Origin of the sequence: Rhizobium sp. NPDC090279, assembly GCF_044769665.1 — a bacterium.
Classification (GTDB): Bacteria; Pseudomonadota; Alphaproteobacteria; order Rhizobiales; family Rhizobiaceae; genus Rhizobium.
Genome location: NZ_JBIVYI010000005.1, coordinates 148,089 through 161,387, shown reverse-complemented (window position 1 = coordinate 161,387; position 13,299 = coordinate 148,089). Strand labels below are relative to the sequence as shown.

At 60.7% G+C, this 13,299-nt stretch carries 11 protein-coding genes; 8 read left to right on the top strand and 3 right to left on the bottom strand.

Annotated elements, in window-relative coordinates; all coding sequences use genetic code 11:
• Positions 1 to 85 precede the first annotated feature (85 nt).
• Entirely contained in the window at positions 86 to 1,000 is a 915-nt protein-coding gene (locus ACIQWP_RS14000) for a DMT family transporter (RefSeq protein WP_402788058.1), read from the top strand.
• Positions 1,001 to 1,086: 86 nt separating this feature from the next.
• Here the strand turns inward: ACIQWP_RS14000 and ACIQWP_RS13995 are convergent, their stop codons facing one another.
• Together ACIQWP_RS13995 and ACIQWP_RS13990 are read right to left on the bottom strand one after the other, a co-directional pair.
• On the bottom strand, positions 1,087 to 1,614 hold the full coding sequence (locus tag ACIQWP_RS13995) for a GNAT family N-acetyltransferase (protein ID WP_402788055.1): 528 nt from the start codon (positions 1,612 to 1,614) through the stop codon (positions 1,087 to 1,089).
• Positions 1,615 to 1,620: 6 nt separating this feature from the next.
• Entirely contained in the window at positions 1,621 to 3,285 is a 1,665-nt protein-coding gene (locus tag ACIQWP_RS13990) for a 4Fe-4S dicluster domain-containing protein (RefSeq protein ID WP_402788052.1), read from the bottom strand.
• Positions 3,286 to 3,577: 292 nt separating this feature from the next.
• Here ACIQWP_RS13990 and ACIQWP_RS13985 point away from each other — a divergent pair, with 292 nt between their 5' ends.
• The 7 genes from ACIQWP_RS13985 to ACIQWP_RS13955 all read left to right on the top strand — a co-directional run bounded on the left by ACIQWP_RS13985 (position 3,578) and on the right by ACIQWP_RS13955 (position 12,160).
• Positions 3,578 to 4,366 (top strand): SDR family oxidoreductase, encoded by a 789-nt coding sequence (locus tag ACIQWP_RS13985; RefSeq protein WP_402788049.1) that lies wholly within the window; start codon positions 3,578 to 3,580, stop codon positions 4,364 to 4,366.
• Positions 4,367 to 4,792: 426 nt separating this feature from the next.
• Positions 4,793 to 6,025 carry an efflux RND transporter periplasmic adaptor subunit gene (locus ACIQWP_RS13980; RefSeq protein WP_402788046.1) on the top strand — a complete coding sequence of 411 codons (1,233 nt, stop codon included), beginning with the start codon at positions 4,793 to 4,795 and terminating at the stop codon, positions 6,023 to 6,025.
• The gene (locus ACIQWP_RS13975) at positions 6,022 to 9,141 is read left to right on the top strand and encodes an efflux RND transporter permease subunit (RefSeq protein WP_402788043.1); all 3,120 of its coding nucleotides are present in this window, start codon (positions 6,022 to 6,024) and stop codon (positions 9,139 to 9,141) included. The genes ACIQWP_RS13980 and ACIQWP_RS13975 overlap by 4 nt, the downstream gene beginning before the upstream one ends.
• A 231-nt stretch (positions 9,142 to 9,372) precedes the next feature.
• Positions 9,373 to 10,662 carry an Hsp70 family protein gene (locus ACIQWP_RS13970; protein WP_402788040.1) on the top strand — a complete coding sequence of 430 codons (1,290 nt, stop codon included), beginning with the start codon at positions 9,373 to 9,375 and terminating at the stop codon, positions 10,660 to 10,662.
• Between the two features lie 55 nt (positions 10,663 to 10,717).
• Positions 10,718 to 11,605: a uracil-DNA glycosylase family protein gene (locus tag ACIQWP_RS13965; RefSeq protein ID WP_402788037.1), complete on the top strand. Its 888-nt coding sequence runs from the start codon at positions 10,718 to 10,720 to the stop codon at positions 11,603 to 11,605.
• A 139-nt stretch (positions 11,606 to 11,744) separates the two neighbouring features.
• Positions 11,745 to 11,936: a hypothetical protein gene (locus tag ACIQWP_RS13960; RefSeq protein ID WP_402788723.1), complete on the top strand. Its 192-nt coding sequence runs from the start codon at positions 11,745 to 11,747 to the stop codon at positions 11,934 to 11,936.
• Between the two features lie 59 nt (positions 11,937 to 11,995).
• Complete coding sequence (locus ACIQWP_RS13955) at positions 11,996 to 12,160, top strand: hypothetical protein (RefSeq protein WP_402788034.1); 165 nt, start codon at positions 11,996 to 11,998, stop codon at positions 12,158 to 12,160.
• A gap of 209 nt (positions 12,161 to 12,369) precedes the next feature.
• Here ACIQWP_RS13955 and ACIQWP_RS13950 read toward each other — a convergent pair whose 3' ends face one another.
• On the bottom strand, positions 12,370 to 13,221 hold the full coding sequence (locus tag ACIQWP_RS13950) for a hypothetical protein (RefSeq protein WP_402788031.1): 852 nt from the start codon (positions 13,219 to 13,221) through the stop codon (positions 12,370 to 12,372).
• Between the last annotated feature and the right edge of the window lie 78 nt (positions 13,222 to 13,299).

Below are 13,299 nucleotides of genomic sequence, written 5' to 3'. Positions count from 1 at the left end.
CATAACTAGCAAGGACATGCCTCGGCCTTTGGCGCTATCTTTTCCTCATTCGAAAGAGAACCGGATCGTTGGAAAGGATATGTCGATGACCGCTTTGTCTCTCTCCACCCGCAAGGCAACCCCCACCATGGTCGGCTATGCCGGTGCCATCGTCACCGTCTTGATCTGGGCGAATTGGATTCTCGCCACCCGTCACACGGCCGAAACGCAGATGAGCACCATCGATCTCGGCCTCATCCGCTATGGCGTGCCTGCCCTGGTGCTGGCTCCCGTCTGGTGGCGGACGGGCCTGCTGCCGAAGGGCGTGCCGCTGAAGCTGCTGGCGCTGATGGTCTGCGGCTCCGGCGCCCTCTTCTTCCAGCTCACCACCTTCGCCATTCAGTTCACCCCGGCCTCGGCAGCCGGCATCCTGCTCGGCGGTTCCATGCCGCTGGCAGCCGCGGTAATCGGCGTGACGCTGTTTCGCGAGCGGCTGGATATCACCCGTTGGCTCGGCCTCGGCGGCATCGTCGCTGGTGTCGTCATCCTGCTGGTACGCAGCCTTTACGGTGTGCAGATCTCCTGGGAAGGTTTCACGCTGCTGCCGCTGGCCGCTCTGCTCTGGGCAAGCTACACCCATGCCTTCCGCCGCTCGGGGTTGAGCGCCGTGCAATCGAGCGCCATCATCGCCGTCTGGTCGTTCCTGATCCATGTCGGCCTAGCCGCCATCTTCGGCAGCTCGCTCGCCTCCGTGCCGCTGCCGGAAATCGGCCTGCAGATCGTCAGCCAGGGCTTGCTGTCCGGCCTAGCTGCTACCCTCGCCTATGGTCTCGCCGTTCAGGCTCTCGGCGGCACGCAGGCGGCAGCCTTCACCGCGATCACGCCGGTTCTGGCCACTATCGGCGGGGGGTTCCTGCTCGGCGAAGAAATCGGAATGGCCGGAATTGCAGCAGCGATCGTCACCGGTATCGGCGTTGCCCTCTCTACCGGTCTGCTGGCCCGGAAGGCCGTCCAGCACTAATTCGCATCTCGCGGAGACATGGAGCGGTTCAGCGAAATGCTGAGCCGCTCCTTCTATCTGTTCCGACGCACTTTATAGAACACAGATCAAAATCGAAGCGCCATTGCCACGCGTCTGGCCGGATCGGCACCGTGGGCAAACTCGTGCTCGAGAATCTGCGTGAGAACAGCCGGCCTTTCCTGGTCATCCAGGATGCGAAACCCCAGCGAGGCATAGAAAGGCGCGTTGAAGGCCACCTGCCGATCTGTGGTAAGCGTGACGCCCATAGCGCCTTGAGCTCTGGCCGCTTCAATGCCGGCCTCCATCAGCCGCCGCCCGACACCCCGCTTCTGCCAACGCCTGACGACATCGAGCTCGGCGATGTGAACGGAACCGTCCTTGCCGATGCCGGCCAGGAAGCCGAACGGCCGGTCCTCGTCATCGACGGCGACGAGCAGCAACTGCTCCGCCAGAGATTGCTTGAGGACATCGAGAGGTAGCGATGTGGGCTCACAGGCGACCGCGCCCGCCTCATGCAAGGCCCAGAAAGCATCGATCTCGATAGCGGCGAGCAAATGCAGCTCGTCGGCTCTGGCGGCGCGGACCGTCCAGGCGCCTTGCGCAATCTCAGTCATTGCATCTCACATATTGGGATAGACCGGTCCTTCGCCGCCCTGCGGGGGAACCCAGTTGATGTTCTGGTTCGGGTCCTTGATGTCGCAGGTCTTGCAGTGGACGCAGTTCTGGGCGTTGATGACAAAGGTTTCCTTGCCGTCCTTCTCCACCCATTCATAGACGCCGGCCGGACAGTAGCGTGTCGACGGGCCGGCAAAGACGTCGTGTTCCGACGACACCTGCAGCGCCATGTCCCGGACATGCAGATGCACCGGCTGGTCTTCCTCGTGATTGGTGTTCGACAGGAACACCGAGGAGAGGCGATCAAAGGTGAGCACGCCATCCGGCTTCGGATAGTCGATCTTCGTGTGCTGGGCCGCGGGTTCCAGCGATTGGGCATCCGTCTTGCCATGCTTCAGCGTGCCGAAGAAGGAGAAGCCGAACAGCTGGTTCGTCCACATGTCGAGGCCGCCAAGCCCCACGCCGATCGCGGTGCCGAACCTCGACCACAGCGGCTTGACGTTCCTGACGCGCTTCAGATCCTTGCCGATATCGGTCTGGCGCCATTCGTTCTCGATCTCGATCACTTCGTCATTCCCACGGCCGGCCGCGATCGCCTCGGCGACCTTGTCTGCCGCCAGCATGCCCGACAGCACCGCATTGTGGCTGCCCTTGATGCGAGGGACGTTGACGAGGCCGGCCGAGCAGCCGATCAGCGCGCCGCCGGGGAAGGTGAGCTTCGGCACCGACTGCCAACCGCCCTCGGTGATGGCGCGGGCGCCGTAGGAAATGCGCTTGCCGCCCTCGAAGGTGCCACGGATCGCCGGATGGGTCTTGAAGCGCTGGAATTCCTCGAAGGGGTAGAGATAGGGGTTCTTGTAGTTCAGATGCACGACAAAGCCGACGGCGACCAGATTGTCCTCGAGATGATAGAGGAAGGAGCCGCCGCCCGTCTTCATGCCCAGCGGCCAGCCGAAGGAGTGCTGCACGAGGCCCTTCTTGTGGTTCTCGCGCTTGACCTCCCAGAGCTCCTTGATGCCGATGCCGAATTTCGGGACGTCGCTGTCCCGCGACAGATCGAACTTGGCAATCAGCTGCTTGGCGAGCGAGCCGCGCACGCCTTCTCCAACAAGCACATATTTGCCGAGCAGAGCCATGCCGCGCGTATAGTTGGGGCCGGGCTCACCGTTCTTCTCGATGCCCATGTCGCCGGTGGCGACACCGATTACCGCGCCATCGTCATTGTAGAGGACTTCGGTCGCGGCAAAGCCGGGATAGATTTCGACGCCGAGCGCTTCCGCCTTCTCGGCCAGCCAGCGACAGACATTGCCGAGCGAGACGATATAGTTGCCGTGATTGTTCATCAGCGGCGGCATCAGGAAATTCGGCAGGCGGATGGAGCCGGCGGGGCCGAGGAACAGGAAGTGGTCCGAGGTCACCTTGGTCTTGAAGGGGTGCCCCTCCTCCTCGCGCCAGTCCGGCAGCAGGCGATCGATGCCGATCGGGTCGACGACGGCGCCCGAGAGAATATGCGCGCCGACTTCGGCGCCCTTCTCGAGCACGACGACGGTCAGATCCGGATTGATCTGCTTCAGCCGGATCGCAGCCGAAAGCCCCGCAGGACCTGCGCCGACAATCACAACGTCGAATTCCATGCTCTCGCGTTCCGGCAGCTCGCTCGCGTCTGTCATTCACTCTCTCCGCTTGGCCGGCGTCCGGATGTCGGATCGCAGCCTTGTCCCCTTTGGGCGTCTTCCCCGCTTCGCTTATCTCTTGTCAAAACAAGAGAGAATTGTCGAGCCGGGAAGCGACAGGCAATCCTCCAATTCGCCCAAGGTTCGAAACAAGTTAAATGACGCTTACGTTAACGTCAATATTTCGGCAACATTTGCCCGTTTCACCTGCCAGGCGGCTTTCAAAAGCTGCCGACGGCGCTCTATAAGTCTTAACTGGGAATTCCAGATAGCATGAAGGGTGGTCAAAATGGATCTTCGTATCGGCGGAAAGCGCGCGCTGGTGCTCGCCTCATCCAAGGGGTTGGGACATGGCATCGCCGTGGCGCTTGCCCGCGAGGGCGTGAACGTTCTCCTCTGCGGCCGCAGCGGCGAACGGCTTGACAGCAATTGCAAGGCCATCAATGCTGAGGGCAAGGGTCACGCGGACTGGATCTGGGCCGACCTCAATGACGAGAACTTCGTCGAAGTCGTCATCAAGGCCGCCACCGAGAAGCTCGGGGGCATCGATATTCTCGTCAACAACAGCGGCGGCCCGACGCCGGGAACGACGGAGGATATGACCGCCGACCGGCTGGAGACCTTTTTCATCTCCATGGTGTCGCGGATCATCAGCCTCACCAATGCCCTATTGCCTGATATGAAGGCGCAGGGCTGGGGGCGCATCCTCACCGTCGCCTCGTCCGGCGTCATCGAGCCCATCCCCAATCTCGCGCTTTCCAACACGCTGCGCCCGGCGCTTGCCGGCTGGAGCAAGACGCTCGCCAGCGAAGTGGCGGCGCATGGCATTACCGTGAACATGCTGCTGCCGGGCAGCATCGCGACCGACCGGCTGGCCGAACTCGATACGGCCACGGCCAAGCGCGGTGGCAAGAGCCTGGAAGATGTTAGCGCCGAGCGTCAGCAGCGCATCCCCGCCGGTCGTTACGGCCGCATCGAGGAATTCGCTGAAACCGCCGCTTTTCTCTGCAGCGAGCCGGCAAGCTACGTAACAGGAACGATGGTCCGCTGCGATGGGGGAGCTGCCCGCTCCCTTTGAGGTCGTCATCAGCGAACAGAGTGTGGGCCTCCTGCAAGTAGGCCCCACAACACAATTGCGTGAGCGACGACGGCGCCCCATGCACGCTACAGCATGTCTTTACACTATAATTACCGCCCAAGGCTGTTTTGCCGCCCGATTATTACATAACCGCAATCAAAAAATAGTCATTTGACTGTTTGTTGCACCGCACAAACAGGAACAATTCGAAAGCTTTCCAAGCTTTAATTTTTCGTCGTGCCGAACTGTGGTAGATTGCGCAGCATCAGCGTTCATGAATTCGCGTTAAAGGGACAGAATTACCGAACGTTAGCGGTAACGGCGATGTGATGGATTGCGGCGAAGCTCGTCTTTGTTGTGCGACGCAATAGATACACTTCAACGTCACCGCGCTTCCTGCAACAAGCCCCGACCGGTTCTTTAAATATGAAAAAATTCTGGCTTCCCCTCGGCCTTATTGTCGTCGTAGCCCTCGCCGTATGGGGCTATCGCGACCGTATTCCTTTCCTTTCCACATTTGTCGATCAAGCCTCTGCAGAAACCAAAGACGCTGGCAAGGCGGCGCAGGCCGGCAACAAGCGTCAGGCAGGCCCAATCGCCGTAAAGACGGTTGCCGCCGTCAAAACTGCGCTTCCCATGGATGTCCCCGCGACCGGCTGGGTCGTGCCGATCGATTCAACGACGATCGCCGCGCAGGAAGCCGGGCTGATCACGCAGATTGCGGTGAAAGATGGCGCGACGGTCAAAGCCGGCGACCTGATCGCAAAGCTCGATCCGCGTACGGCACAGGCTGCAGTCAACAAGGACCAGGCAAACCTTACCAAAGACCAGGCAAATCTCGCCCAAGCGGAGACCGCGCTGACCCGCGCCAACAGCCTGCTCACGAGCAGCGCCGGCACCCAGGCGACTGCCGATGAAGCACGCGCGACCCGCGACGCCGCTATCGCCACACTCAGCGCGGACCAGGCACAGCTTGCCTCCGATCAGGTTCTGCTCGGAAACACCGACATACGGGCACCCTATGATGGCCGGCTTGGCGATGTTCAATTGAGCCTGGGCGCTTATGTCAGCGCCGGCACGTCAATTGTCACGATTGCCAAATATAATCCGGCATACATCAAGTTCACCTTGCAGGAAAACAACCTGCGCGAACTGCAGGAGCAGTTGGCCGCGGGTCCTGTCCAGGTCACAACCGTTCCTCGTTCCGCACAGGGCAAGCCTCGCACCGGAACGATCACCTTCTATGACAACACAGTCGACCAGGCTTCCGGAACGATCGCCGTGAAGGCAACCTTCGAGAATGCCAACGGCGCCTTGTGGCCGGGACGCTCCACGAATGTCATGGTTCACTTTGCCGACAACGAGCAGCTTATCGTCGTGCCGACCGTTGCCGTCAGCCCGGGGCCTGATGGCTACATCGCCTTTGTGGTGAAGGACAACAAGGTCAAGATCACGCCGGTGACGATTGCTCGCGCCAATGGCGGTCGCACGGCCGTTGCCACGGGCCTTTCGGTCGGCGATCATGTCGTTGTCGAAGGCCAGTCGCAACTGAACAACGGCACCGAAGTCAAGGAACAGTTCAGCGACAATCCAAACGAGAAGGTCGCTTCGGCCGATGATGGAAAGACCGAAACCATCGCAGTTGGAGCGCAACAATGATCCCGACCTTCTGTATTCAGCGTCCGGTCGCGACCACGCTTCTTGCGATCGGCGTGGTGCTTGCCGGTCTCGCCGGCTATCAGCTCATCCCCGTCGCGGCTGTGCCGCAGGTGGATTTCCCGACGATCAACGTCTCGGCCCAGCTGACGGGCGCCTCACCACAGACAATGGCGACGTCAGTCGCCACGCCGCTGATAAAGCAGTTCGAGACGATCCCCGGCATCAGCGAAATTTCTTCGACAAACTCGCTTGGTAATACCAGCATCGTGCTGCAGTTCAATCTCGACCGCAACATCGACGCCGCCGCCGGTGACGTGCAGGCGGCGATTTCGACCGCGCAAAGAAAACTTCCCAACAACCTGACCACCCCGCCAAGCTACAGGAAGACCAATCCGGCCGACGCGCCTGTCATGCTGATCGCCGTACAAAGCGACACCTTGCAGCGCAGCAAGCTCGACGATATCGCCGAGAACATCATCTCTCCATCGATCTCGACGTTGCCTGGTGTCGCCGAAGTGACCGTAAACGGGGCACAGACCTACGCGGTACGTATCGACGTCGATCCCAACAAGCTTCTGGATCGCGGCATCGGTATCGACACGGTCAACACAGCCGTGGTCAACGCCAACAACCAGGTCCCGGTCGGCACGTTGCAAGACTCGGCGCAGAGCATGACGATCAATGCGGATACGCAGCGCGTCAATGCCGACGAGTTTCGCACACTTGTGATTGCCAATCCCAACGGCAAGCCAATTCACCTCGGCGACGTCGCAGACGTGCAGGACAGCGTGGAAAACCAGAATATCGGCAGCTGGTATGATGGCCAGCGGGCGATCATTCTGGCTATTCAACGCCAGCCCGATGCCAATACCGTCGACGTCGTCGATGCCGTCAACAAGACACTGCCGAAGCTGCAGGCCGAAATGCCGGCTTCCGTTAAAATGACCGTTATGAACGACTCGGCCCAGCCGATCCGCGAGGCCATCTCGGACGTCAAGTTTACCTTGCTGCTGACCATCGGCCTGGTCGTTCTCGTCATTTACCTGTTCACGGGCCACGTGACGGCAACGATTATTCCCGGCCTCGCCGTGCCTCTTTCGCTGATATCAACTTTCGGCATGATGTATGTGCTCGGCTACAGCGTCGATAACATCTCACTGCTCGGATTGACGATCGCGGTGGGTCTCGTGGTGGACGACGCCATCGTCATGCTGGAGAACATCCTGCGACACATGGAAGAAGGCATGCCTGCGCTGCAGGCGGCCATCAAAGGCGCGGGCGAAGTCAGCTATACGATTATCTCCATGTCTATTTCGCTGATCGCCGTGTTCATCCCTATCTTGCTGATGGGTGGCGTCGTCGGCCGCATCTTCAACGAATTCGGCATGGTCGTGGCCATCGCCATCGTTTCGTCCGCCGTGGTCTCGCTGACTGTCACGCCGATGCTCGGCTCACGTCTCTCCAACGCCCACAGCCATCCTCCCCTGCCGGTACGCCTCTTCAACAAGGGCTTCAACTGGACCGAGGTCAATTACGGCAAGGGCGTGGAATGGTGTATTCGCCATCGCTACATCGTGCTTGGAAGCTTCCTTGCTTCGGTCGCGCTCTCGGCCTACCTCTTCTTGACGCTGCCGGCCAGCTTCTTCCCGCAGGAAGATATCGGTCGGCTGCAGATTTCGACGCGCGCCCGCCAGGATATTTCTTATCCGGCGATGCGTGATCTACAGAACCAGGCGGCTGACGCGATCAAGGCGAACCCTGCCGTAGAGCACGTGATGTCGGTTGTCGGCGCCAGCGCTCGCCAGACACTCAACAACGGTACAATCTACGCTCAGCTGAAGGATAAGAAGGATCGTCCGCCGCTCGACCAGACCTTGCGCGAAATGCGTGCCGCCGTGGCCAAGATCCCAGGCATTCAGGTCTTCATCAACCCACAGCAAAGCCTTCGTTTCGGCGGACGCCAGACGGCCAGCCAGTATCAGCTCGTCATCCAGGCACTCAGCGCCGATCTGACGAACCAGTGGGCCAACAAGATGCTGCAAGAGATGCGCAAGGATCCACGTTTCACCGACGTGACCACCGACGCGCAATATAACGCATTGCAGGCCAATATCGTGGTCGATACGGAGAAGGCTGCCGCCTACGGCATCAACAACAATCTGCTGCGCACCACGCTTGAAGAGGCCTTCAGCGACTACGCCGCCGCACAGATCCAGTCGACCGGCGACAGCTATGACGTGATCATCGAATATGACGCGAACCAGCCTTGGGACGACCAGAAACTGTCGCGCATCCATGTGACATCTTCGAGCGGCCAGCAGGTTCCGTTATCGGCCTTCGCGCACATCGAGCGCAACACCGGTCCGGTGACCATCAACCAGACCGGCCAGCTCGTCTCGACCACGGTATCCTTCAACCTGCCGGCCGGCGAAGCGCTTGGCGACGCCACGGCACAGATCGAACAGATCAAGAAGGACATTGACATGCCGGCGGACATCTTCACGTCCTACGGCGGTACGGCGCAGATCTTCCAGCAGTCGCAGGGCAGCACACCCTACCTGATCCTCGCTGCGGTGCTGACGATCTACATGGTTCTCGGCGTTCTCTACGAAAGCTTCATCCACCCGCTGACCATTCTTTCCGGCCTGCCGGCTGCCGCTCTCGGCGCCCTGCTTGCCCTGAAGCTCTTAGGCTTCGACCTGTCGATCATCGCGCTCATCGGCTTGCTGATGCTGATCGGTATCGTCAAGAAAAACGCGATCATGATGATCGACGTGGCGCTGGAAACGCTGCGCTCGAGTACTGGCATATCGCCGGCGGAAGCGATCCACGAAGCCTGCGTGCGTCGTTTCCGCCCGATCATGATGACGACCTTCTGCGCCCTGCTCGGCGCTCTGCCGATCGCTGTTGGCGGCGGTGCGAGCTCTGAGCTGCGTCAGCCGCTCGGCGTCGCTGTTGTCGGCGGTCTGCTGGTCTCACAGCTTCTGACTTTGTTCATCACGCCGGTCATCTTCCTTGAGATGAACCGCCTGAGCGACTTCCTCGGCCGTCTCGGCAAGCGCAAGGACACCGACCCGCATCACAAGGACCCACCAGCGGCCATCGCCGCCGAATGACCCCAACGGGCGCCCAAGGGCGCCCGTTTCGTTTGCGAGGCAACCGGTCGCAGAAGCGCTGCCGACGAACGCCACGACAGGCGAAAATAAAAGCATCTTCCCGTCTTGAACTTGACGCTCAGCCATGTCATGACGCGCCCTCTTTACGACAGGGCGCGTCATGCGCCTCACAGGGGCGCCTCACAGGGGCTTGGCCCAATCCAGACAATTTTGACGAAAAGGAGTGCGGGCATGGCTCGGGCGCTTGGTTTCGACTTCGGCACGACGAATACGGTCCTGGCGATGGCTGACGGACCCGCGACACAATCGGTCGCCTTCAACAGTGCTGCCGGCACGGCAGACAGCATGCGCACCGCGCTCTCCTTCATGAAGGACCCGGGATTGGGCGCGACCGCGCTCAAGGTCGAGGCCGGGCACGCGGCCATCCGGCAATTCATCGACAATCCGGGCGACTGTCGTTTCCTGCAGTCGATCAAGACCTTCGCGGCGAGCGCGCTCTTTCAGGGCACGCTGGTCTTCGCCAAGCGTCATACTTTCGAGGATCTGATGGAGATCTTCGTGCGCCGCCTGCGGGCCTATGCCGGCGAAGGCTGGCCGGAAAACGTCTCGCGCATCGTCACCGGACGACCGGTGCATTTTGCCGGCGCCAATCCGAACCCGGCCCTTGCGACGGAGCGCTACAATGCCGCTCTCACCAGATTCGGCTTTCCGGAAATCCATTATGTCTACGAACCCGTGGCGGCCGCCTTCTATTTCGCCCAGCATCTGAAGAAGGACGCGACCGTGCTGGTCGCGGACTTCGGCGGCGGCACGACCGACTATTCGCTGATCCGCTTCGAAACCCATGGCGGCAAGCTGACGGCGACCCCGATCGGCCACTCCGGCGTCGGCATTGCCGGCGACCATTTCGATTTCCGGATGATCGACAACATCGTCTCGCCGGCAATCGGCAAGGGCAGCTTCTTCAAGAGCTTCGACAAGCTCTTGGAAGTGCCGACCTCCTATTACGCCAATTTCGGCCGCTGGAACCAGCTGTCGATCTTCAAGACCTCGCGCGAATATGCCGACCTGAAGACCCTGGTGCGCAGCAGCCTGGAGCCCGAGAAGCTGGAGACCTTCATCGAACTCGTGGAGCACGACGAAGGCTATCCGCTCTATCAGGCCGTGTCGGCAACCAAGATGGCACTTTCGAGCCAGGAAGAGGCGGAATTCAACTTCCCGCCGCTCGGCAAGGCTGGTCGCAAGCAGGTCCGCCGCGCCGATTTCGAAAGCTGGATCGCCGATGATCTCGCCCGCATCGAAGGCGCGCTCGATGATGTGCTGACGACCACGAACACAGCGGCTGATACGATCGACAAGGTGTTCCTGACGGGCGGCACCTCCTTCGTGCCGGCGGTGCGGCGCATCTTCACGGAGCGATTCGGCCAGGACCGGATCGAGACGGGCGGCGAGCTGCTGTCGATCGCCCACGGCCTTGCGCTGATCGGCGAGCGCGAGGATATCGCCCAGTGGACGGCTTGAGATAGCAGGCCACCCTGCCCTTTCGTTCCCGCGCCGCTTTCGCTAGACTTCGTCCATGATTTCCGCCAGCGACCTCACACCGGCCGAACTTGCCGCTCTTCTGCATTTCCATGCGGATGCTGGCGTCGATTGGCTGCTGGAAGATCAGCCGGTGGATCGCTTTGCGGAATTCGAGGCGATGCGTGCGGCAAGACAGGGCGCGCGGGCTGTGCAGCCACGGCCTGAAGCACCTGTCTCCACGACGAGAGTGCAGCCCGAGCGTCGCCAGGCCGCAAAGCCAGCCGCTCCACCCGCTGCACCGCCGCCGCGTGCCACGCCCGCCATTCCGGACGAGCAAGTCGTGGAACAGGCCCGATTCGCGGCCGAAAGTGCGCGTTCGCTCGCCGAGCTGAAGACTGCGATCGAAGCCTTCAATGGCTGCAATCTCAAGAACAGCGCCCGTTCGACGATCTTTGCCAGCGGCACGCCGGAAGGCCGGATCATGGTGATCGGGCCGATGCCGAGCGCCGACGACGACCGCGAGGGCGCGCCGTTTGCCGGCCGCGCGGGACAGTTGCTCGACAGGATGCTGACCGCCATCGGTCTGCAGCGCGATGCGATCCTGCTCACCAATGTCATTCCGTGGCGGCCGCCGGGCAATCGCGCCCCTTCACCGCCCGAAATCGAGATATGCCGTCCGTTCATAGAACGGCAGATCGCGCTTGCCGAACCGAAAGCGGTGCTGCTGCTCGGCAACTTCACCGCCCGGCACTTCTTCGGTGGTGGCGAAACCATCCATGGATTGCGCGGACAGTGGCGCGAAATCAGCATTCTCGGCCGAACCGTGCCGGCCATAGCCAGCCTGCACCCGCAGGAATTGCTGACCGCGCCTATCAATAAGCGCCTGGCCTGGAGCGATCTTCTTGCCTTCAAGAATTATATCGCCGCCGAAATATTAGGCTGATTCTCACGAGTACTAACGAAAAATGACAATAGTCATGCGTTTTACGCATGGCAGTGTTCCTTTGTTGTGCATTGCGGAATCGATGCTGCACCGCAATATATATGGTGTCTTGGGAGGAATTTCGAAAGGAACCAAGGCCATGACTGCACGTTTTCGTCCTATACATTGCGGGTTTGACACCCTGCGCCGCGCGCTCGAACCCGTGCGCGCCACAAGCGGACACCGCAACCTCGGCATCGCTGCCAACGAGCAGATGACCGCGAGAGGCACCGGCGTCTCGGCACGCATCAGCCGCCCGACGGCCATTTTCGCCGATTTCCGCGCCTGCTGACCGACAGGCGCGAATAGCGCGGCAGTCCAGTGTAACGTTTGATTATCAGGAATTACATCATGTCTTCGGGTTTGCGTTCATTCATCACCCTGTTCGATTCCGTCGGACACATCGGCTCCGCGGTACGGGCCGCCGAAGAATTTGAGCGTGCGCGCAACTTTCGCAAGGGCGATTGCCGCGACACAAGCGACGCACGGATCGCAGCAGCCAGCATTCCCCTTTGAGATCTCACGGGCAGAATTGCGCTGCCCATCATCGGCTCAGCGAGAGCCGAACCGGCAAGCCCTGCCCGCCCCTCTCCAAACAAACAGCCGCGTGAATTGAACTGAGGCCAATCAGGTCGCCCAAACACTACGGCGCGCCTGCGATGGCGACTTTCGAAAAAGCTGTAATCTGGAGCGCGGTAAGCCAATTCGCAGGATTGCGACCCGCCTCAGACGGATCGCGCCCAGGCGAAAGCCTCGTCGACCGCTGCCAGCTTGACGGCCTGCCATCCGCAATACTGATCCAGAAAATTGCGCGATATCCACATACGCGTTTTCTTGACCTCGTCATGCCAGCCTATATCGCCGCGATCAGCGGACTTGCGCAGCAGACGCTGCAAATGGGTTCGCGATATCATGAAATGCGTCGCCAAAGCGCGCGCATCGATACGACCGATATCGATCCGATCGCCCACGCCTCCACTGAGATCCAGCTTCGACATGATATGATCGACGACCAGCCCGCCGGATTCCGTCCAAAGGAACAAGGCGACACTTTCCGGCGGCTCGCGCCAAAGGTCCGTCGCCAGGCAATTGCGGGCCATGCGTGGCTGCGCCAGATCCAGCAGCATCGGCGCGGCGGCCAGCGCGGCCGCACGATCGCCGTCATCAAGCAGATCGAGCGCTGCCAGATTGGCGAGATACCAACCAAACATCGCCGAGTAGGTGGTTTCGGTCGGCACATAACGGCGCGGACGGCGAGCCGGCCCTGGAGCCAGCTCCAGAAAGCGATAGGTCAACAACTCCTCAATGAAACTCAGGACCGTATTGCGGCTGGCGACGCGGTAATGCGTGATCAGGTCACGTAGCGCGACAACGGTTAGCCCCGTGCCTGGAACCGTGGGATCATGTTCAAGATGAAGCGCATAGGCCGACTGGCTCAGAAGCCAGCGCTGATGCGAGGCAAGCATGCGCGCAACCCTTGGCCCGCTATCATAACGGTTACGCAGCGCCTCGGAGAGAAATCGCAGGGACGCTACGAATTTGGGATGACGAGCAAGCTGCTCGATGGGGAAACTCAATCGGGCCTCCTTGGGGTGCCCTTTGCAATAAAGCGACAGAAAGAGGATGTTTCATTTTTGTGAACGAATTCAGCGGAA

Coding starts and splice junctions, on each gene's coding strand:
- ACIQWP_RS13980 (WP_402788046.1), top strand. CDS start 4,793: ATGAAAAAATTCTGGCTTCCCCTCGGCCTTATTGTCGTCGTAGCCCTC.
- ACIQWP_RS14000 (WP_402788058.1), top strand. CDS start 86: ATGACCGCTTTGTCTCTCTCCACCCGCAAGGCAACCCCCACCATGGTC.
- ACIQWP_RS13960 (WP_402788723.1), top strand. CDS start 11,745: ATGACTGCACGTTTTCGTCCTATACATTGCGGGTTTGACACCCTGCGC.
- ACIQWP_RS13955 (WP_402788034.1), top strand. CDS start 11,996: ATGTCTTCGGGTTTGCGTTCATTCATCACCCTGTTCGATTCCGTCGGA.
- ACIQWP_RS13990 (WP_402788052.1), bottom strand. CDS start 3,285: ATGACAGACGCGAGCGAGCTGCCGGAACGCGAGAGCATGGAATTCGAC.
- ACIQWP_RS13965 (WP_402788037.1), top strand. CDS start 10,718: ATGATTTCCGCCAGCGACCTCACACCGGCCGAACTTGCCGCTCTTCTG.
- ACIQWP_RS13995 (WP_402788055.1), bottom strand. CDS start 1,614: ATGACTGAGATTGCGCAAGGCGCCTGGACGGTCCGCGCCGCCAGAGCC.
- ACIQWP_RS13970 (WP_402788040.1), top strand. CDS start 9,373: ATGGCTCGGGCGCTTGGTTTCGACTTCGGCACGACGAATACGGTCCTG.
- ACIQWP_RS13985 (WP_402788049.1), top strand. CDS start 3,578: ATGGATCTTCGTATCGGCGGAAAGCGCGCGCTGGTGCTCGCCTCATCC.
- ACIQWP_RS13975 (WP_402788043.1), top strand. CDS start 6,022: ATGATCCCGACCTTCTGTATTCAGCGTCCGGTCGCGACCACGCTTCTT.